The sequence below is a fragment of the Longitalea arenae genome (assembly GCF_016924755.1).
Lineage (GTDB): Bacteria > Bacteroidota > Bacteroidia > Chitinophagales > Chitinophagaceae > Niastella > Niastella arenae.
The window spans coordinates 315,286-337,028 of sequence record NZ_JAFFJX010000008.1; the positions used below are offsets into that span (position 1 = coordinate 315,286).

The 21,743-nt window shown below is 48.1% G+C and carries 20 protein-coding genes; 3 read left to right on the top strand and 17 right to left on the bottom strand.

The window, feature by feature from the left end; all coding sequences use genetic code 11:
- The first annotated feature begins 25 nt into the window (after window positions 1-25).
- Window positions 26-406: a helix-turn-helix domain-containing protein gene (locus JT717_RS17635; RefSeq protein ID WP_205511947.1), complete on the top strand. Its 381-nt coding sequence runs from the start codon at window positions 26-28 to the stop codon at window positions 404-406.
- A gap of 877 nt (window positions 407-1,283) precedes the next feature.
- Complete coding sequence (locus JT717_RS17640) at window positions 1,284-1,898, top strand: hypothetical protein (RefSeq protein ID WP_205511951.1); 615 nt, start codon at window positions 1,284-1,286, stop codon at window positions 1,896-1,898.
- A gap of 20 nt (window positions 1,899-1,918) precedes the next feature.
- On the opposite strand, the gene JT717_RS17645 is transcribed toward JT717_RS17640, so the two are convergent.
- Window positions 1,919-3,355: an NADH-quinone oxidoreductase subunit N gene (locus JT717_RS17645; protein ID WP_205511954.1), complete on the bottom strand. Its 1,437-nt coding sequence runs from the start codon at window positions 3,353-3,355 to the stop codon at window positions 1,919-1,921.
- Between JT717_RS17645 and JT717_RS17650 the strand changes: the two genes are divergently transcribed.
- A complete protein-coding gene (locus JT717_RS17650) occupies window positions 3,348-3,533 on the top strand; it encodes a hypothetical protein (protein WP_205511957.1) in 186 nt (61 codons plus the stop codon). The two genes, JT717_RS17645 and JT717_RS17650, sit on opposite strands and share 8 nt — an antisense overlap.
- Before the next feature lie 32 nt (window positions 3,534-3,565).
- Here the strand turns inward: JT717_RS17650 and JT717_RS17655 are convergent, their stop codons facing one another.
- From JT717_RS17655 to JT717_RS17730, 16 genes are all read right to left on the bottom strand, one after another.
- A complete protein-coding gene (locus JT717_RS17655; RefSeq protein WP_205511960.1) occupies window positions 3,566-5,065 on the bottom strand; it encodes a complex I subunit 4 family protein in 1,500 nt (499 codons plus the stop codon).
- Window positions 5,062-6,945, bottom strand: coding sequence for an NADH-quinone oxidoreductase subunit L (gene nuoL / locus JT717_RS17660; protein WP_205511963.1), 1,884 nt, complete (start codon window positions 6,943-6,945; stop codon window positions 5,062-5,064). Before nuoL ends, JT717_RS17655 begins: the two co-directional genes overlap by 4 nt.
- 215 nt (window positions 6,946-7,160) lie before the next feature.
- Window positions 7,161-7,466, bottom strand: a complete 306-nt coding sequence (nuoK, locus tag JT717_RS17665) for an NADH-quinone oxidoreductase subunit NuoK (RefSeq protein ID WP_205511965.1) — start codon at window positions 7,464-7,466, stop codon at window positions 7,161-7,163.
- Window positions 7,459-8,052, bottom strand: coding sequence for an NADH-quinone oxidoreductase subunit J (gene nuoJ, locus JT717_RS17670; RefSeq protein ID WP_205511968.1), 594 nt, complete (start codon window positions 8,050-8,052; stop codon window positions 7,459-7,461). The genes nuoK and nuoJ overlap by 8 nt, the downstream gene beginning before the upstream one ends.
- 187 nt (window positions 8,053-8,239) lie before the next feature.
- Entirely contained in the window at window positions 8,240-8,755 is a 516-nt protein-coding gene (gene nuoI / locus JT717_RS17675; protein ID WP_205511970.1) for an NADH-quinone oxidoreductase subunit NuoI, read from the bottom strand.
- 126 nt (window positions 8,756-8,881) lie between these two features.
- A complete protein-coding gene (gene nuoH, locus JT717_RS17680) occupies window positions 8,882-9,838 on the bottom strand; it encodes an NADH-quinone oxidoreductase subunit NuoH (RefSeq protein ID WP_205511973.1) in 957 nt (318 codons plus the stop codon).
- Window positions 9,839-10,087: 249 nt separating this feature from the next.
- Complete coding sequence (nuoG, locus tag JT717_RS17685; protein WP_205511976.1) at window positions 10,088-12,796, bottom strand: NADH-quinone oxidoreductase subunit NuoG; 2,709 nt, start codon at window positions 12,794-12,796, stop codon at window positions 10,088-10,090.
- 159 nt (window positions 12,797-12,955) lie between these two features.
- Window positions 12,956-14,242: an NADH-quinone oxidoreductase subunit NuoF gene (nuoF, locus tag JT717_RS17690; protein ID WP_205511979.1), complete on the bottom strand. Its 1,287-nt coding sequence runs from the start codon at window positions 14,240-14,242 to the stop codon at window positions 12,956-12,958.
- Between the two features lie 4 nt (window positions 14,243-14,246).
- The gene (nuoE, locus tag JT717_RS17695; protein WP_205511984.1) at window positions 14,247-14,795 is read right to left on the bottom strand and encodes an NADH-quinone oxidoreductase subunit NuoE; all 549 of its coding nucleotides are present in this window, start codon (window positions 14,793-14,795) and stop codon (window positions 14,247-14,249) included.
- 67 nt (window positions 14,796-14,862) lie between these two features.
- Window positions 14,863-16,611, bottom strand: coding sequence for an NADH-quinone oxidoreductase subunit C/D (gene nuoC / locus JT717_RS17700; RefSeq protein WP_205511986.1), 1,749 nt, complete (start codon window positions 16,609-16,611; stop codon window positions 14,863-14,865).
- Window positions 16,612-16,805: 194 nt separating this feature from the next.
- Window positions 16,806-17,444 (bottom strand): NADH-quinone oxidoreductase subunit B, encoded by a 639-nt coding sequence (locus JT717_RS17705; RefSeq protein WP_205511989.1) that lies wholly within the window; start codon window positions 17,442-17,444, stop codon window positions 16,806-16,808.
- Window positions 17,445-17,585: 141 nt separating this feature from the next.
- Window positions 17,586-17,969: an NADH-quinone oxidoreductase subunit A gene (locus JT717_RS17710; protein WP_240348193.1), complete on the bottom strand. Its 384-nt coding sequence runs from the start codon at window positions 17,967-17,969 to the stop codon at window positions 17,586-17,588.
- Window positions 17,970-18,120: 151 nt separating this feature from the next.
- The gene (locus JT717_RS17715; RefSeq protein WP_205511995.1) at window positions 18,121-18,552 is read right to left on the bottom strand and encodes a CBS domain-containing protein; all 432 of its coding nucleotides are present in this window, start codon (window positions 18,550-18,552) and stop codon (window positions 18,121-18,123) included.
- 297 nt (window positions 18,553-18,849) lie between these two features.
- The gene (locus JT717_RS17720) at window positions 18,850-20,184 is read right to left on the bottom strand and encodes a T9SS type A sorting domain-containing protein (RefSeq protein ID WP_205511998.1); all 1,335 of its coding nucleotides are present in this window, start codon (window positions 20,182-20,184) and stop codon (window positions 18,850-18,852) included.
- Between the two features lie 13 nt (window positions 20,185-20,197).
- Complete coding sequence (locus tag JT717_RS17725; protein WP_205512001.1) at window positions 20,198-21,163, bottom strand: methionyl-tRNA formyltransferase; 966 nt, start codon at window positions 21,161-21,163, stop codon at window positions 20,198-20,200.
- A gap of 29 nt (window positions 21,164-21,192) precedes the next feature.
- On the bottom strand, window positions 21,193-21,729 hold the full coding sequence (locus tag JT717_RS17730; RefSeq protein WP_205512004.1) for a phage tail protein: 537 nt from the start codon (window positions 21,727-21,729) through the stop codon (window positions 21,193-21,195).
- Window positions 21,730-21,743 lie beyond the last annotated feature (14 nt).

A 21,743-nucleotide genomic window follows, 5' to 3' on the forward strand; every position in this document is an offset into this window, starting at 1 on the left:
GCATCGTTTTAAAAAATTAACAACCATGGGACCCACCACCAGCACCATAACATCGGCCCGCCAGCGGGAGATCGTAAACCTGTATGTTGCCGAGCTCGATAAACATATCGAGGAACTAAGGGCCGGACAGGTAGAGATCATGCATGAGATCGCCGATTTTGCCAACATACTGCATATTCATCCCATCCATTTAAGCAATACGGTAAAGGAAGTGACGGGCCGCTCGAGCTGCGACCTATTTGAAGAGCGCCTGGTTAAACTATCGAAAGAATTATTGGCTACTTCTCCCCTGTCTATTGCCGAGATAGCGCGGCAACTTACCTATGATCCATCAAATTTTGTAAAATTCTTCAAACGCTTTACCGGTATGACGCCCAGAACTTACCGGGAAAGTATTAGTTCATAGTTCAAAGTTCTAAGTTCACAGTTCTCAGTTCAAGGTTATAAGTTCATAGCTTAAAGTTCTGGATTCATAGTTCTAATTCCTAAGTTCATAGCTTAAAGTTGAGCTTGTTCCGGATGGTAAGTATTGCATTCAAGAACTGAAAAACTTATGAACTTACAAACTAAATAACTTGATGCTTTATGTGCCATTCTTCGCTTATGGCCTACTGTTGTATCTTGCCGGCTGCGTCTACGCATAACCTATCGCCCCTCTGCATTTCCTATAACCTATTTCTCTAAGATTCACTCTCTGCCTTAAAGAAGGCTGCAATAAATGAATGAATGAAATTAAATATCCTGGTCCGCAGCGGTTCCTTCTGTTTCGAGGATGTTTTTTTATTGCTCATGCTTTCTTTGATTTGGCTGGTTCATTTGACATTGAAGGTCATTCAAAACAAAGATGTGAAAATTAAGGGAAGAATTTCAAATTTTATCAACTTTTGCGTGAACGTATTAATAAGTATCAAAATTGGTTAATAAGCACCAGCTGTTGTCAATATTAACCAATTAATAGCAACCGTTATTGATTTTTATCAAGTATTATCAAATATTAGCAACATTCTTCGTTTTTTAACAACTTTAACCAATAGTTGACGAAAATGCTTTACAAATTACAAATTGTGGTTAAATGTAACAAGATTTGCTTCTTACTGACAAGTTCACTTGCTTTTTGTCAAATAATGTAATTATTGAATATTCTTTGAAATAATTTCTGAACAATTGCTTATTTTTAAGTACATACGCCCACCTAAATCCGGAATGCATCTTAACCAGGTTTGGGGGCAGGCGTCTCCGGGGGATTCAATGCACAGTTATTATTATTTTTAAAAACTAACTGCATGAAAAAAGAACTGGCATTGAATTTTCGCAAGTACAACGATTCGGAACTGGATGAAATAGCCATTTACATCTGCCGAAAGCTAACCAACAATGAAGATCATCCCGACATAGAACCGTTATTAGCTCCCGTACGGATAACAGCAGAACAATTTCAACACGCCAGGCGCGATGCTTCTTTTGGCGATACTCAGAAGATCTTAATTAAAAACGATCTGAAAGAAAAACTCATTTCATTATTAAGGGAACTGGGCGAAATCATACAATTAAAATCTAAAGGCGATGAATGGCTTCTTATAAGAAGTGGATTTGAGATAGCGAAGCCGCCTAAAAAAACAGTATTGGAAAAACCCAGGGAATTTGAGGTGTTGCCGGGCAAAAACAATGGACAAATAATCTTACAGGCAAAAAGAGTAAAGGGAGCGAAAGCATATCTGTATCAATATACTCCCGGGCCGTTGAGAGCGGACAACGCATGGGAAACGGTCAATAGTACTAAACGGAAAATTGTTATCTCTGACCTGCCCCTGGGCATCAACTTCTTTTTCCGGATGGCAGCGGTTGGCTCGCGGAACCAGGTAGTGTATTCTGAAATACTGAGCCGGTATATTGCATAATGAGTATCCCCTTCTCAACCCTATCGTATCACCAAAAATTCCTGCACATTGTCTACGATAAAACCAGGGAAAATGCCGATCCAGGCCAGCAGGAACATCAACACCACCAGGGAGGCATAAGTTGCTGCATAAAAGAAGGGATGCAGGCTTTTCTCCTTGACCGGTGATAATGGCGGCGCGGCAAACAGCGTGCTGATGATCCGCAGGTAATAATACAAACCAATAACGCTGCTGAGCACCAGTACAACTGCCAGCAACCACATATGCTGTTGCACCCCAACCGTGAGGATAAAGAATTTGGCCGGGAACCCTGCCGTCAGCGGAATGCCCGCCAACGATAAAAGCGCCACCGTAAATACCGCAGCCATTAATGGATTGCGCCAGAACAGTCCGCGATATCCGTTCAACTCATCGGCATCTTTTCGCCGGGTCGATAACAAGGTAATGATACCGAAAGCCGACAATAACGTAATACTATATGCCAGCAGGTAAAATACCCCGGCGCCAACGCCGGCATCGCCCGACAAAAACGCCACCAGCAAATAGCCAAAATGCGCAACGGATGAATAGGCCAGCAGCCGCTTGATGTTCTGCTGCATGAGGGCCAGCACATTGCCGGCGATCATACAGGCAATGGCAATCACCGTAAGAATGGAAATAGCCAAAGCATTCTCATGTAAATGGATAGCCTGGGCAAATCGCACAAAAACGGCAAATACGCCGATCTTCGAAACCGTTGCTATAAAAGCCGTTACCGGCGCCGGCGCGCCCTGGTATACATCGGCAGCCCATAAATGAAAAGGCACCAGGGCCAGCTTAAAGCCAATGGCCACTACGATTAATCCAATACCCATTAAGAACAATACAGAAGTTCCCTGCTTTGCAATGGCATTGCCAATGGCTGTAAATTCCATACTGCCCGTTTCCATATAGATCAATGCCATGCCGAACAACAGGAACGCCGATGTTAAAGCCGCCAGCACCAGGTATTTTACACCCGCTTCTATGGCGTTATTCCGGTTGCGTAAATAAGCGATCAGGGCATACAGGCTTACACTCAGTAATTCCAGCCCGATAAAGAAAGAAATAAAATGCCGGCTGATGGTGAGCACAGCCGCGCCCAGTGTGGCCAGGAAAAGCAGGATATAATATTCTTTGGGATTCTCTTCCCGCTCTTCAAAATAAATATAGGAAAGCAGTCCGACCACCAATACCGAAAAAATGATCAGTCCGGTAAACAAAGCGGCCAGGCCATCCACTACTAATAAGGGTGGTATTTCACGTGGCAGGGTATCCCGCACATACCACATGGCAAGCACCACGCCGCACATCATGAAAAAACCGGTAACCTGTATGACGGTATGACTTAGTTTGAATGCAATGAGCAGGATCACCACAACAGCTGCAGTGGCCAGCACCATGAAAGGGAGAAGAGCGAGTAATTGTAGATTGTCCATTGTAAAAGAGTTACAGGTTACTATTGCAAGTTACCGGGTACCAGTTACCGGTTACCACGCCCTGAGCGACAGCACACAGGTTCGGGTACCAGTTACCGGTTACCAGGCCCTGAGCGACAGCACACAGGTTCGGGTACCAGTTACCAGTTACCAGTTACCGGTTTCCAGGCCGCCCTGAGCGACAGCATGCCGCCAATGCTTAGCCTGCCTTTAATTGAAGCCCCCGGCTACGGGCAACTGGTAACTGGTAATTAAAGCGCCTTTAACCACATCAAATACAGGTTGAGGATAAAGCCCCAAAAATATAATAGCGGCTGTCAGGCATGCCATAATGATCCATTCCCGCACACTCAGGTCCCTGGGCTGTTCTGAAATCGGTTGCAACTGTCCCTGAAACACTTTCTGCATAATGCGCAACGAATACAGGGCCGACAATACCAGACCGGCACTGGCAATGATGGCCAAGACCGGACTTACGTCAAAAGCGCCCAGCAGGATGAGGAACTCCGCAATGAAATTGCCCAGGAAGGGCAGGCCAAGGGAAGCCATCACGAATACCATTGCCAGCGCACCCATATGCGGCATGGCCGTCCATAAACCGCCCATGTGATTGATATCCCTGGTATGCAATCTTTCTTTCAACATGCCGGCCAGCACAAACAAGGCGCCCGTGCTAACGCCATGGGTCAGTAATTGCATGACCACCCCTTGCAAAGCAATTTCGCGGAAAGCAAAAACGCCCAGCAACACGAAACCCATGTGGCTTACCGATGTATAGGCAATGAGCCGTTTGAGATCGGTTTGCGCAAAGGCCAGCAATGCGCCATACACAATACCTACCACACCCAATAACATGGCCCACCACGCTATACTGGCCGAGGCTTCTGGAAAGAGGGGCAACACAAAGCGGATAATGCCATAAGCGCCTGTCTTCAATAACAGACCGGCCAGGATCAAACTGCCGGCCGTAGGTGCTTCGCTATGGGCATCGGGCAGCCAGTTATGCAGGGGCACCATGGGCAGTTTGATCACAAAAGCAATTAAAAAACCCAGCATGATCCAGCGGGCGGTGACATCATTGCTGAACGTTGTATTCAATAAAGCAAAATAATCGAATGTATACTGACCGCCGCTTTGCTGGCCATGGATAAAATACAGCGCCAGGATGGCGAGCAACATCAGCAGTCCGCCGGTTTGGGTAAAAATGAAAAACTTATACGCCGCATACCGGCGATTGAAATCGCCCCAGATGGCGATCAGGAAATACATGGGCACCAGCATCACTTCCCAGAAGAAATAAAAGAGAAAAAGATCCATGGCGACAAAAACGCCGGCAATGCCAGCCAGTGTCCATAAGAGATTGAAGAAATAAAAGCCTGTCTTTTCACGGATCTCATTCCAGGAGCACAAGACCGATAAGGCGCCCAGCAAAAATGTAAGCAGGATCAAAATAAAACTGAGTCCGTCCATAGCCAGGTGAAAGCTGATGCCGAATGCAGGTATCCAGTTCACCTGGTAATCGATCAGCCAATTCTTACCCACTGCCGTAATACCCGGTGCGTGTTGTATATACCAGCCGACGGGCAACAGGAAAGCAATGATAACCGCTATCAAAGCGATCCACCGGCCCATTAAGGGATACCGTTGGGCCACCAGCCAGCAGCTTAGTCCGCCCACGAGTAAAACACCTATCATTAGTACCAGTATCATAACAAAAGTTGAAGCGTTATAATGAACAGGATGCCTGCGAGCACCCCTACTATATACAATCGCAGGGAGCCATTCTGGGAAACAGAGAACCAGCCGTTCAGGCGCAGACTGGCCTGCGCAATGCCGTTATACATCCGGTCGATAACGTCGCTTTTATTTATCCGGGTCAGGAACAGGAATGGTTTTACAAAAATGAAATTATACAGCTGATCGAATTTCCATCCGCTGAAAAAGAATTCGCGGGTAGCAGCCAGCGGTGGCGATTGCTGCCAGCGCACCCCCGATTTACCGTAATACAGGGTAATACCCAGATACACACCGAGCAGGGTAACCACCGCTGCGATCGCCTGGAACAACCACTCAGGCGGCAGGTTTTCCTTCATAACTGTTCCCGGTAATACCTGTTGAACATGGTCTGAGAACAGCGAAAGGTGGATCATATTATGCGGCCATTCAATAAAGCCCGCTGTTATGGAGAAAAAGGCCAGGATGACCAGGGGAATGACCATGCCACGGTCAGGTTGCTGATGAACAGGTGTTTTCATATCGCCCCAAAAGACCACCAGCATTAAGCGGGTGCTGTACAATGCGGTAATGAATGCACCTACCAATGCCATGAACCATAAGAGGGCGCTTCCGCCGGCACTGCTCCAGCTATACCAAAGGATAGCATCCTTGCTGAAAAAGCCGGCGCTCACCAGGGGCAGGGCGCTCAATGCCGCCGCCCCGGCCAGGAACGTGATAAACACTTCAGGCATTCGCTTTCGCAGTCCGCCCATCATAAAGATATTATGCTCATGATGCAGGGCTTCAATTACAACCCCGGCAGCGAGGAACAAGAGCGCTTTGAAAAAAGCATGGGTGAAGAAATGGAAAACGGCTGCACTCCAGGCGCCTACGCCCAATGCAAGGAACATATAACCGATCTGGCTGATGGTGGAATAGGCCAGGATCCTTTTAATATCTGTTTGCGCCAGCGCACTGCAGCCTGCCACCAGCAGCGTAATGGCGCCGACAATAGCGACAATGGCCATGGTGACCGGCGACAACTGGAACAGCCCATGCATGCGGGCAATCAGGTAGACACCGGCTGTTACCATGGTAGCAGCATGGATCAGCGCGCTTACCGGCGAAGGACCCGCCATGGCATCGGGCAGCCAGGTTTGTAAAGGGATTTGGGCCGATTTACCCATACCGCCTACCAGTAATAATACGGTGATGAGCACGATGTTTGAACCACCGGTGGTAAAATGCCGCGGCGCCTCCTGCAGAATGGCATTCATGTTGAGTGTACCGAGCTCTTTAAACAACAGGAACAAACCGATCAGTAAAGCCGTATCCCCAATGCGGGTAATAAGAAAGGCCTTATTGGCCGCGCGGCTATTGGAGGGCACTTCATACCAAAAGCCAATGAGCAGGTAACTACATAAACCAACGCCCTCCCAGCCCAGGTACATCAAGACCAGGTTATCGGCCATAACCAGTAACAACATGGAGCACACGAACAGGTTCATGGAAGCAAAAAAGCGCGCCATATCCCGGTCATGCCACATAAAAAAAGCGGAATAGATATGAATGAGGGCCCCAACAAAAGTGATGATAAAGATGAACACGAGGGTAAGTGCGTCTACGCGCAGACTGATATCTACCGACAGGTTGCCCACCGTGAACCATGACCACAACAGTTGACTATAAGCGCCGCCAGGGGGCGTTGTTTGCAAAAATGCCAGTGCCACCGTAATAGTGATGAGCGCAGCGATACAAACTGTTCCGGCGCCCAGCCACGCGGTGACGGGTTTCGACAAGCGCCGGCCGAACAATGACAGGATCACAAAGCCAAATAATGGTAAAGCAGGGATGTATGGCAGTAAACTATTCACAGTTTTTGGTTTATTGTTTATAGTTCTCGGTTCACAGTTCTCAATTCTAAGTTCTCAGTCCACGGTTCTCAGTTCTCAGTTAAAAATTTACGCTTCATACTTTACACTTTACATACACTGATAGATTGTATTTCATTATCACATTATCACATTATCACATTATCAAATTATCACATTAGCTAATTAGCACATCAGCAAATCAGCACATCAGCACATCAGTCTTTGAGTTCTTTCAAATCTTCCACATCCATGGTCTTATGCTGATGATAGATCTGTAACACGAGCGCCAATCCGACCGAGACCTCGGCGGCGGCCATGGCCAGGATGAACAGGAACATCACCTGTCCATCAGGTTGCTGCCATTTGGACCCTGCCGCTACAAATGCCATTCCGGCCGCATTCAGCATGATCTCTACCGAGATGAGCATGAATACTACATTCTTGCGGGTGAGCACACCCACGAGCCCCAGGGCAAATAAGACCGTGGCTACCATTAATACCATATTGACGCTATCAGTCATGTAATACGGTTTGTTCGTTTGGAATTGTTTCCTGCTGCAGGGCGGAAGCGCGCTCTTTCTCCGCATCGCCATTTTGCAGGAAGCGGTGTAAAGAAGGTTTTCTATGTTTGCCGATATGGGCAGCGCCCACAATGCCGGCCATCAACAGAAAACCGATCAGCTCAACAGCAATGATATATTCACCATATAATGAAAGCGCTACTTTGCGTGGATCTACCTGTGATACCTGCATTACCTGCTGATTGCCGCTAAAGAGCAGCAACAACATTTCTGCAAGTAAAACCAATACGAGCGCTGATGGCACTAACCATACCTTTGGTTTCAGCCATTCCTTTTCCTGCTGCGCAGTTTCGTTGCCCAGGTTCAGCATCATCACTACAAATATGAACAACACGATGATGGCCCCGGCATATACAATGATCTCAAGCGCTGCTACAAAAGGAGCACCCAGCGATAAAAAGATCATTCCTACCGACAGAAAAGACACGGCCAGGTAGAGCAGGGCATGTACGGGATGGTAGCGCGTGATCACCATGATGGTAGACAGCACTGCTACTATTGATGATATGTAGAAGAGTGTTGACAAGATGATAGGTTGACAGGTTAATATGTTTGTTTATTGGTTATTTGGTGTTAGCGGATCGGAACCAGGTGTTGCCGGGTGCCGGGTGCCGGTTGCAGGGAGCCGTGGAACTTGTACCCTGAATCCTGCAACAATATTCCATGAGCAAACAGACACGGAAGCATTTCTATTACCACATCATCCCTTTTACTTACGGTAACAAACTATGCACATCCACCGGCTTTTCCTCATGCTCACCTTCGCCTTTTTTCTTTACGCCTGCTTCCAGGCCGGCCACCCGGTAGAAATTATAACCCGGATATTTTCCCTGGCTATCGATCAGCAGGTCTTCCTTCTCAAACACCAGGTTCTGCCGGTTATACTCAGCCATTTCAAAATCAGGGATCAGTTGTATGGCATAGGTCGGACAAGCCTCTTCACAATAGCCACAAAAAATACAGCGCGAGAAATTGATGCGGAAAAAATCAGGGTAGCGGCGGCCATTCTCATCTTCTGTCGCTTGCAGGGCGATGCAATCGACCGGACAAGCCACTGCACACAAATAGCATCCTACACAGCGTTCGCCGCCATCTGGATCTTTGGTCAATACAATGCGGCCGCGATAGCGTGGATGCAATTCCACTTTTTCTTCCGGATACTCGATGGTTGCTTTCTTCCTGAAAAGGTGAATAAACACCAACCACATGGTTCGAAGATGGCTGATCATAGCGTTTACTTTAATTTATGATATTGCTACACGATTGCTTTCAAATTTTCGTTTTTCATTGATGCGTGGCCTTCCCCACTCGCCTTACTTCCCCACTCGCCACTTACCACTCCGCACTCGCCTTTATTATCCTCTTATCAACAAAGCAACAGCCCCCGTGATCAGCAGGTTAGCCAGTACGATGGGCAGGATGATCTTCCAGCCATACCCGATCAACTGATCATAGCGCGGGCGCGGCAGGGAGGCGCGTAAAAGAATAAATAAGCCAATAAAGAAAAACAACTTGATCACAAACCAGGCCAGTGGCGGCAGGAACGCCGGTCCCAGCCAGCCGCCAAAGAACAAGGTAACGATCATCGCAGAGATCAATGTAATGCCGAGGTACTCGCCGATAAAGAACATTCCGAATTTCATCCCCGAATACTCGGCATGATAACCGGCAATGAGCTCGCTTTCTGCTTCCGGAATATCAAATGGCAAACGATGTGTTTCGGCAATCCCCGCAATAAAAAAGATCACAAAGCCCACAGGCTGGGTTACTACAAACCATAAATTCTTTTGCGCAGCTACGATATCAGCCAGGTTAAAAGAGCCAGACAGCATTACCACGCCCATTAACGACAGCCCCATAAACACTTCATAAGCGATCATTTGGGAAGCGCCGCGTAAAGCGCCCAGCAAAGCATATTTATTATTGGAGGCCCAACCGCCTAACACAATACTATATACGCCGAACGATGACATGGCCAAAAAGAAAATGATACCAATATTCAGGTCGGCGACCACGATGCCCGGCGCAAATGGAATTACTATAAAACTCAACAGCACGCTGCCCACCACGATAGCCGGCGCCAGAATAAACACCCATTTATCGGCGAAAGGCGGAATCCAGTCTTCTTTGAAGAAGAGTTTCAACGTATCGGCCAGCACAATAAAAATTCCGAGCGGACCAGCACGGTTAGGTCCCAGCCGGTCCTGCCACAGCGCCAGCAAACGGCGTTCAACCCAGATCAATCCGGCCGCAATATTCAGCAGCACGAATAAAACGCCAATTACGATCAGTATGTGTTCTGTTGCACTCATGAGTAAAAAGTGATCATGTAGTTTGTATTACTGTTCCAGGTTCCAGGTTACACGGATACCGGATACCGGTTACCAGTTACCAGTTACCAGTTACCGGTTACCAGTTACCAGTTACCAGTTACCAGTTACCGGTTACCCGTTTCGCGGCAACCATTTGACGCTACGCTCACATCATTCTCAATCCTTAGCCGGTGAATAACATATAATTATGAAATATGAACTTTGAACTCTTAACTGTGAACTGTGAACTTATAACTTAATACTAATTATCTGAACCCATGAATTCCAGGCCATCGCCGGTACCCCTGGCAATCCCGACGGCATCAGCACTACGCCTTTGGGAATGTTTGCATGTATGCGCACCGGTAATTCATAGAGCTGTTCAAATATTTTTACAGTGATCAATGATCCGTTTACCAAACTCATCTGGTCTGCATCCAATGCCGACATGGCTATATAGGCCGCAGGTGAGCGTTCGCTGATGCCTTTCGAGTACACGCTCAATTCTTCCGACCCAAAGATCTCGTATTGCGGCAGCAAGAGCCACTTGTCAGTTCGCACCACAAATGCTTCCGGTATATCCTTAAAATAAACCGGTGTAGCATCCCGCTTATATTCAAACAGTAGTTTACCTGCATGTTCATTCTTCAATGAACCACCTGGCTCCTCCTGGTATTTGTTTACGGCCTGGATGGAATTCCATCCCGGTGACCAGAAAAAGGGGATCAGCGGCGATGGCGGCATCCCGGAATAACCTTCCATCGTAAATGTAAAAGGCGAGTCCCCATCCTGTTTGGGTTTGGGTTCGCTCACTGCCAGGTTCGCTAACATGGCCGTGCGGCCACTGTAACGATGCGGCTCCCGGGGTAATGCTTGTCCGTTCACCCGGAAGTCACGGCGGGGCGCGGCAGTAGAGATCCCTTTCAACTGGGGCAACAATTGTTCACCCATCATCAGCACTTCTTCGGGATGACAGGGTTTATCGATAGCTGCACCTGATTGTATCAACCGCATTTTCATCAGCCATTTCCAGCTTTCCTGCATGTTCTTATTGGCAGGCACAAATACCTGGTAGAACCGTTGGGCGCGGCCTTCATAATTTACCAGGGTGCCATCCCCTTCAGCAAAACTGGCCGCTGGTATCAGTACATCGGCATGTTGGGTAGTAGCATTATTTAATGAATCGAGCACAATACAATGCTGGCAGTTGTTGAAGAATACGTCGGTAATCTGTGCAGGCATATTGCGGTACAGGTCGTTTTCCAGCACAATGGCAGCGACGTTTTTGGCGCGGCTGGCGCGCAGCACCGCATTTTCAAATCCCGAGGCCTGCATCATAGCCAGGCCCATGCTGTTGCATTCGGGCATTACATAGGCCAGGTGCACTTCAGTAGCTGTAGCTTTGCAGGCCGCTGCAATATCGAATGCCGCCCTGATCAGGGCTTCATTATACAAACCGGCGCCGCTGATGATTACGGGGCGTTTTGCTTTTTGCAGGGCGGCGGCAATGATGGCTGCCTGGGTGCTCATTTCATCATTCAGCTGTACCGCCGGCAAAACTGTATTCAATCGCTGGGCAATGGCAAAACCCAGGCGGGCCAGATCTTCGGGCGCTTTGTGAATTATGCTGCTGCTGATCTCATCGAGCGGCGAAGCGCCGATCGTACAATTGGCCAAAAACCCTTTCTCCTGCTGCACGATCTCTTTAACGGCCGCATCGTGCCATTCGGCTATTGCCCTGTTTTCAAGCGCATGCTGCGCTGCTGTTTTCATTACGCCCTGCCGAACGGCCAATGCCATCACCGGTGCTGTATTCCAGATATCTTCGCCCAGGATCACGATGGCGTCTGAGTGCTGGATATCCTGGAGGGAAGCCGCTTTTATGACACCCGATTGCATCACTTCCTCGATCCGCCTTTCCACAAAGACCTCGTTATCGCTTATGCCCTGGTAAAAATTCTCCCTGCCTACCAGCTGCATCAGCGCTATATTACTTTCCATAGAAGCCCGCGGAGAACCAATCCCAATGACAGTATGATTGGTCAATAAAGTACGCAGATGCTCAAGCAGGCTTGTTTCATCAACTGCTTCCACTGCCTGATTGCGGATAATCGGCTGGGTGATGCGATTTTCGCTATTCACAAACTCATAACCGAAGCGCCCGCGATCGCAAAGGAAATAACCATTCACCTGGCTGTTGTAACGATTGGTGATACAGCGCAATTGCCCATACCGTTCTCCAGCGATGGTATTACATCCCACAGCACAATGATGACAAACTGAAGGCGCTGTGGTAAGGTCCCATTTCCGGGTATAATGTTCGCGTAATGTTTTGTCGGTAAATACGCCGGTCGGACAAACCTCTACCAGGTTGCCGCTGAACGGACTTTCCAGCACGCCATCGCGTTCGCGCCCGAAGTAAACATGATTGTGTGCCGCAAATACGTTCAGGTCTTTACCACCGGCATACTCATGGTAATACCGCACACACCGGTAACACTGAATGCAGCGGTTCATTTCATGATGAATGAATGGCCCCAGGTATTGATTGGTATAGGTCCTCTTTTTAAAATGATAGCGCCGGTAATCATGCCCCGTCATCACCGTCATATCCTGCAGGTGGCAACTGCCGCCTTCATCACAGACCGGGCAATCATGCGGATGATTGGTCATCAGCCATTCTATTACCTGGCTGCGAAACGCTTTGGCCGTTTTATCATTCACCGATAAATGCAATCCATCCCTGATGCCCTCCATACAGCTCATCACCAGCCGGCCCTGGGTATCGTTTTCATCCCTGAACACCTTAACGGCACATTGGCGGCAGGCGCCTACACTACCCAATGCCGGATGCCAGCAGAAATAAGGCAGATCGATGCCCACACCCAAACAGGCTTCCAGCAGGTTCTTCCCGGCTTTTACTTCGTATTGTTTGTTATCGATGAATATGGTTGACATGAAATAAACTTGATTGCTTCGTCAAATGATATATGCTGTTACCAGTTACCGGTTACCGGTTACCGGGTTCCATACAATAATGCCTTAGCGCTTTACCGGCGACTGGTGACCGGCAACCGGTAACTTTATACCTATATCACGTTCACTTATAATTTGCAACTAACCACCATTATGGTAAGGACACCGATGCATCGTCACATGCCGTTCAAAATCCTCTTTAAAATATTTGAGCGCACTTTGCAATGGCTCCATAGCGCCGGGCGCCAAAGCACAAAAGGTATTACCGGGGCCCAGCCATTGGGTATGCATTTGCAGCAGCTCCACATCTTCCATCGTCCCTGTTCCATGCTCGAGGCTCAACAACATTTTTTCTACCCAGGGCAGCCCTTCCCGGCAGGGCGTGCACCAGCCGCAACTTTCCTGGGCAAAGAAATGTTGCAGGTTATGTACAAAGCCGACCGGACAGGTTGCATCATCCATCACCACCATGGTGCCTGTTCCCAATCGGCTGCCGGCCGCCGCCACAGAAGCAAAGTCCATTTTCACATCCAGGTGTTCGATGGTCATAAAATCAGTAGAAGCGCCACCCGGCAAGAAACCTTTTAACTGGTAACCGTTCTTCATGCCACCGGCATGCTCTTCGATGAGCTCACGAACGGTTACGCCCATGGGCAGTTCCCAGCAACCGGGGTTATTTACTTTTCCGCTAACACCGTATAGTTTGGTGCCGCTATCGGCGCTGCCATTGCCCAGGCTTTTAAACCAGGCCGCCCCATTATTTACAATATGCGGCAGGTTACAAAGCGTTTCTACATTGTTCACGATGGTGGGTTTGCCATACAAACCACTTATTTGCGGAAATGGCGGTTTTGCCCTGGGCGTGGCGCGTTTTCCTTCAAGGGCGTTCAACAGTGCTGTTTCTTCTCCACACATGTAGCGGCCAACACCCGTGTGTAAATGCATTTCCAGGCTGAAGCCGCTGCCCAGAATATTTTTACCCAGCAAACCGGCAGCATATGCTTCGTGAATGCTTTTACGCAATAACTGCGCAGCTTTTTTATAAGCCCAGCGTAAAAAGATGTAGGAGATATCCGCCTGAATGGCATAGGCCGCCAGGATCATGCCTTCGATCAACTGGTGTGGATTGCCTTCGAGCAATAAGCGATCTTTGAAAGTGCCTGGCTCCATTTCATCGGCATTGGCAACGAGATATTTTGGATGCGGGGCATTCTCACCCATGGGCACAAAGCTCCATTTCATACCGGTATTGAAACCGGCGCCGCCGCGGCCTTTCAGTCCGCTCTCCTGCACCAGCCGCTGCACCTCTTCCGGCGACATGCTGCCCAGTGCTTTTCGCAGCGCGGAATAACCACCCGTCATCTCATATTCCCTGAGATCGAATGGCGGGCAGCCGGGATGAATATATTGTGTGAGCGGACGTTCCATGGTATCAGGTATATTTTTGTAAAATGCGGTCGAGCATAGCTATTGTTACGTCTTTGTACAGATCATTATCGATCATCAATGCCGGTGCATGGTCGCAACAACCGAGGCAGCAGTTCGGCAATAAAGTATAACATTGATCGCTGGTGGTTTCACCAAATTTAATGTGCAGCTTTTCCTGCAGGGCTTTGTAGATGTCGCCATACTTCATCACGTAACAGGAAATACTATCGCATACCAGGATCACATGGCGGCCGACCGGCTTGCGGAAAATGAGATTATAGAAAGTGGCCACACTGTCCACTTCAGCCGGGCTCATTTGCAGGTAAGCGGCAATGGCATTTACGCTCTCATCGCTGATCCAGCGGCGGTGATGCTGCACAATTTTCAATGCTTCAATAACGGCTGCGCTTTTATAGGGAACCAGGGCAATTTCGTGATCAATTGCCTGCCGTTCCAGATCGGTCAGGTACTGTTCTTCCTGCAAACCCGTGGTGTAATGGGCGGTGCTGCCGGAAGTAGCTACATTGTCTTTATTTATTTTTTGTGTTATCATTTATAATAGTTCAGGCTTTTTTCGTCAGTGGTCAATGGCGAATGGGACTGGGAATATGGCCGGGCTATTAACGATCTATATCCGCCAGCACAAAGTCGATACTGCCCAGTATGCTTAACAGGTCACCCACCGTATATCCTTTACTGATAAAGGGCACCATTTGCATATGGGGGAATGACGGGGTGCGGATGCGAACACGATAGGCCGCGGTGCTGCCATCACTGATACAGTAATAGCTGTTGGCGCCTTTGGTCGCTTCGATACAGCTCATGGCTTCCCCTGCCGGGATCACCGGTCCCCAGCTCACATTCAGAAAATGCGTGATCAGCGTTTCAATATCCTGCATGGTGAATTTCTTCAAAGGCGGTGTGGTCAAAGGATGGCTCGATTTATAATCTCCGGCCGGCATATTTTCGAGGCACTGCTTAACGATGCGCAGGCTTTGCCGCATTTCTTCTACCCGTACCAGGGCGCGGTCGAAGCAATCGCCATTCCGGGCAGTCGGAATATCAAATTCGAACCGTTCATAGCCACCGTATGGTTGCTTTTTACGCCAATCCCATTCCAGTCCGCAGGCTCTCAGGCCCGGACCGGTAACACCCCATTCGATCGCTTCTTCGAGGGTATAAATGCCAATGCCTTTGGTGCGGGCCTTGAACAAACTATTGCGGATGACCATGTTCTCATACTCTTTGATCTTGGGCGGAAAGTAGTCAACAAAATGCTGTACGAGCCGCTGCCAGCCATTGGGCAGGTCCTGCGCCACGCCACCGATGCGGAACCAGTTGGGATGCATGCGGCCGCCGCAAATGGCTTCCACGATATCGAAGATCTTTTCGCGATCGGTGAACATGTAAAACACGGGTGACAATTGTCCGAGGTCCTGCGCAAAAGTGCCAAACCAAACGAGGTGACTCGCAATGCGGAACAATTCGCAGAGCATTACGCGGATGACCAGGGCCCTGTCGGGCAATTCAATACCCGCCAGTTTTTCAACCGCCAGCAGGTAAGCGAGATTATTCATAACGCCACCGAGGTAATCGACGCGGTCGGTATACGGGATGTAGGTATGCCAGCTTTGGCGCTCGGCCATTTTTTCGGCGCCGCGGTGGTGAAAGCCGATCTCCGGCACGGCGTCAACAATGTCTTCGCCATTCAACTGTAAAATGATGCGCAGTACACCATGGGTGCCGGGGTGTTGGGGCCCAATGTTCAGGAACATAAAATCGGCGTCATCTCCATGTTCCAGCAATCCCCAGTCTTCGGGTTTAAAGCGGAGTGCTTCCTGCTGGCGGTCCTGGTATTCATCTTCTAACTTAAAAGGGCCTAATTCGGTTGCCCTTGCCGGATGTTCCTTGCGCAAAGGATGTCCTTCCCAGGTAAGCGGCATCAGGATGCGGGTCAGGTGCGGGTGCCCCTCGAAGCGGATGCCGAACATATCGTACACCTCGCGTTCGTACCAGTTGGCATTTTTGAAAATGGAAGTAATGGAATTTATGGAAGGGTATTCACCCCGCAGGGCCACTTTGAGTTTAATGAAACAATTGCGATCAAAGGAGAATAAGACGTACACCACCGTAAAATCAGCCATCGGCAGGCCGTTGTACCGGTTCCTGTTCCTTTCGTCGATCCCGAACAGATCATACAGCATTTTGAATGGACGGGGCAGTTCTGTCTTCAGGAACTGAATGGCAGGTATAATCCGCTCCTTCGATACCCACAGGGTGAGTATATCATCAACCGTTTGCTGCTGGTATAAAGCTTCCACGCCCAGCTGTTGCTGCAATCGTTGCAATATGGAATCGGCATCGTCCATAAATACAGTTTCTGGTTTATTGTTTTTGGTTTATGGTTTATAGTTTTTTACAAACCACAAACAACAAACTCTTTAAAATTCCAGTTTCTGGTTTATTGTTTTTAGTTTATGTTTTCACATAGGTGGCCGTCCGACAAAAAGCGGCCAGCTGCACAGAAAGAACCATAAACAACAAACCACAAACAACAAACTCTTTAAATTTCGTCCACTCCCTTAAAATTCACCCTGCTCATTCTCTCTTCCCGTTTCACTTCTTTCATAGCCGTCATCGTTGGTTTAATAATGCCCTGTTCACCGATGACCCAGCTTAAAGGCCTTTTCTCTTTTCCAACGGAATCGGCCAGCAATACCAGGCCCTGCATAAAGGCATCAGGCCGGGGCGGGCAACCGGGCACATATACATCAACGGGCAGGAATTTATCTACGCCCTGTACGACGCTGTATATATCGTACATACCACCGCTATTGGCACAACTGCCCATGGAGATCACCCAGCGGGGTTCCATCATTTGTTCGTGTAAACGTTTAATGATGGGCACCATTTTAATGAATACGGTTCCGGCTATCACCATAACATCGGCTTCGCGGGGCGTACCGCGGATGACTTCGGCGCCAAAGCGCGCCACATCATACTTGCTGGTGATACTGGTAGCCATTTCTACGAAGCAACAGCTTAAGCCAAAGTGGAAAGGCCACATAGAATTTTTCCGTCCCCAGGCCAGCAGGCTTTGCACGGAGGTGAGCATAATACTTTGCCGCACGGCCTCTTCCATACTGCCGTTCCCGGCATAGCTGCCGGTTGGATTATTTGCTTTGCTTAACCACCACTTCATAATTTACCATTTTCAGTTTGCAGTTGGCAGTTTCAGCGCCCGGCCAGGAAGGATGCTGCCACTCAGAATGCACTTAACTTGTTACATGCTAATCATATCACATTCCTCTATTCACTTTATCAACTATATCGACTCATTTACTTATGAACTCGTCAACTGCTTATATTTTTTCATGATTTTTTTAACATTTAGCCCGATATCCAGGGCGCCGATGCCCCACTCGTAAATCAATACCACTACCAGCTGGGCGATGAAGATGGCAACGCCGATGTAGCCCGGCCAGCCGAGTTCGTAAAAGCCCAATGCCCATAAGATGATGAACACGGCTTCCACATCGAAGATCACGAACAACATGGCAACGAGGTAAAACTGGGCAGAAAAGCGAAGTCGTGCAGAACCAGTTTGTTCTATACCTCCTTCGTATGGCTTATTGGTAGCACGGTCGTGGTGATGTTGACCTAACAGGTAAGACAGTAACAGAATGGCAGCGAGCAGAAAGACCACCAATCCTGCGTACAATAGCATTGGCCATAATGGATTACTATGGATTTCATTTCCTGGCATAACATAGTGCTGTCGTGAGGGGCATTCATGCAGCTGCATGAACATCCTTCAGATGATCAAATCGAAAGGCTGAGGCCAAACACCACAATGTAAGTACGATCAGGTTGGTTGCTTAACTGGTAATATAATGTTCGAGGTTCTGAATAATGAAATCCTTCTGATCGATGATGTATTTGACCAGGTCACCGATAGAAACGAGTCCAATTAATTCATTGTCTTCCAGTACAGGCAAATGACGGATATGTTTATCAGTCATTAATTGCATGCAGTATTCGATCTTTGAATCAGGAGTAACAAACACCGGGCTTTCGGTCATGATGTCCCGTACCCTGGTCTCTTTTGAGGATCTTCCTTTTAATATTACTTTGCGGGCGTAGTCACGTTCTGTAAAAATGCCATCCAGTTTACCATTTTCTTCCAGTACAACCAGTGAACCGAGATTTTTCGACTCTAAGGTTTCCAGCGCTTCGTACACGGAGCTCTCCGGATTAACCGTATATACTACGTGTCCTTTGATCTGCAGTATATCTTTTACCGTATCCATGGTAATTGTTTTAAGAGCTATTTATACTGTTAAGTTAAATTTTTTTTATTAAATAAAAAATTTATCCGGGAAAATGCGGGTGGTCGATTGGGGCTGGTTCGCAGTTCGCAGTTGGCAGTTCGCAGTAGGCAGTTGGCAATCGGTTTCAGGGAACTTGCTTATGGTCAACGTTTATCTAAATCTTAGTACAGATACCATGGCCAGCTCTTTCATTATCACTCTATCGAATTACAGCTGCTTGTCAACGCCCGGGTTGGAATTAGCACATTAGTCAATTAGCACATTAGCAAATTAACCTCACTCCCTTTTCAAAAACCTTCGCACGGTATGCGCTTTGCCATTGCTGCCAATGAAGGCCAGAAAATAAGTACCAGGCCGATAGTTTTGTAAACTGATCCGGATACGGCTAGCGCTTTCGCGTAATGACAATTTTTGCAGCAGCTGATCGGCACTGTTATACAATTTTATTTCAGTCCAGTCGCCCCGGTTAAAAGCCACATCAATAAATTGAACAGCGGGATTAGGTCCTAAACGCAGGGAGATGTTTTGTATACTCACTTCGCGCACGCCCAGGATGCTGCGTTTACCATCCAGGTCGGTTTGACTTAACCGGTAAAAATTATTTCCCTGTTCCGGGCTATGATCTGTATAGGTATAATTTGTTGGACTGTTATGATCACTCTTGCCGGGCAGAGTGGCAATCACCGTATAATGAATGCCATCAGGGCTTCGTTCAATGGTAAAATGATCGTTATTGTCTTCCAGTAAAGTTTCCCAACGAAGCTGAACGGTTTCACCAGCCTGCAATTGTGCATCAAAATGCGACAAAGTAACCGGCAGTATGGTGAAGGTAGAAGGGAAAACACCGCCGCTGGAAAGATTAAAAACTGTCGCATCACTACCCACCCAATTGGCAGGGTTCGACAGGGCTGTGAGCAATGTTGCTTTTGAACCCGTGGTAGTACCTCCATAATACATATTATCGAAACCATAGTTGGGAGAGCCCAAAGTGCCGGTACCATCCGCAGTATTCAGCATATTCGAGGTTAAAGTGGCCGTAGTACTGCTGTTCAAACCTGGCGGTAACCAGGAGAGATAATCGGCAATCGTACTTCCTGACGTCATCCAGCTGCCATCTGTCGGATAGGAACCGGATTGCCCGGTATTCATCGCATATATAAAGGTAGCACCGGCAGCAGTACCCAGCGTACCCTGGTATACAATGATCTGATCGCCGCCAGGGCTTAGATAAGCCGACGTACCGCCCACCTGTCCGCTCACATTGGCCGTTGATCCATTTATCATAGTATTTGTGGCATAAATAATAGTTCCCCGCAGAATCATTGAAGGAGTAGTCCATTGCATGTGACCCTCATTGGCAGTTGCAACCCTGAAGGCACCGGTAGTGCCATCATACCCGGCATCGGTAAAATTGATCTTTGTGTTAGCCGCCAGATCTACCATCGTCATGAATGCCCAACGTTGGTTGGGCCCTGTTTCATCTGCATTAAAACCCAGGACAACGATATCCCCGGCCGTTAATGTGGTGCCCTGGGCCAGCGTAGCATTATGGGATAATAAGAACAACCCCCATACGCCTACAATGTAAGCGAAGTGTAACTTTTTTATCATAAAACGGGATGTTTTAGATATTACTAAATAGTTGGCCTTTTATAAAGCCATAATTCGCTGCAAAACGGCCAGGCATGAGAATGCCATTAACTATCAGGGTGTGAATGTTGATCGCTTCATTATTATTACATGCGACCATTAGCGACGGGGAAGTATCGAGGATCGTCCCGGCAAGGTGAACGTCATTGCCGGATCTTCCATTAGCGATAGGATCGGGAACACGATGTGCAATGGCTGGATGATCAACCGGCTCTGCGTCAGAGATCCGCACTTCAAAACCATTGTAAAAACTGATGGCGCCATTGTTCCAGGGATTGCAGGCTCTTACCAGGTTGCAGATCGCTGTTGCGCTCATGGTTGGCCAGCTAATGCAAACTTCCTGGATTTTTGGCCGTTTAAAATAGGCCGATCTTCGTTCATCCTGCTCCTTAACAGGTATTGGCTGGGCCTGCTTTTTCAATTGAAGCAGGTGATTAACCCCTTCCACCAGATAATAACTCATCAGCTGATGCACATAGCCGTAACTGAAAAAAGCTTCGTTTGCATATTCTTTTGTCCATGCTATGGGGCCAGCATCGAGCCGCTCATTAATGCGATGGATGGTAATCGCCAGTGTCGGAGCGCTGTTTTTTAATTGCCAGAATACAGGGTTAGGTCCCCTGTACTCCGGCAAATGGCCAAAATGCACATTATAAATATGGGGCATGACTGTGGCTAACCGGTTTGTGCGGATGATGCGGTCATAGCCAATAACAAATACAATGTCGGGTTCCTCTGCTGCTGCCCAATCGTATACAGACTGTCCGCTGCTTTTCTCGTGCATACAGGTAATACCTGCTCCTGCACAAAAAGCAGCAACAGCGCCTTTATCATAAACCGCCGGTTCTGCAGAATAGACAATAAGATCTTCTCCTGCAGATCTCAGGTAGTTCAAAAGCGGCAAACAAAGTGTTGAGTTTGAAACAATGCCTGTTCTCATAAATTATTACAGGCCTAATCAGCAGTTCCTTAATTCCTTGAAGGGAAGATACCTTGTGTGCAAATAATGTAATTCATACCGAGCGAAGGCTGAATGTTTACGTGTGGTTGGCTGCCACCGGTAATAGCTATGCTATTAGCAGCCAATGTACCGCCTGGCGCTCCATTATATGTATTTACAGGTATTTCGTCAGCGCCAAACTGCGCATTTGCATTGGCGAGAAAATTATTACTGGCAGTACCTGTATCTGCAGCTCCCGTGCTTACCTCAACAAGATGATTATGTGCAGGCATTTGTGTAACGGTCAGACTGACATTCTCTACACCTTCCACCTGCCCAAGATCCCAGGTACTCAATCCTGGCCCAGCTCCGGTTCCAACTGGCACCCTACCACGAAGGTCCGGCAATCCAAATGTAGTTTGACCGTTACCACCATAAGTTGTTCCAAGAATAGAGAATAACGCCGTGTTTTGTGCGATTGATAAAAGCTGGCCCTGGCAGAACGCCCAACCGCGGGGAGCAAAGTTACCGGCAAATAAAACGACTTGACCAATATAACCCTCCATGAGACGTAGTTTAA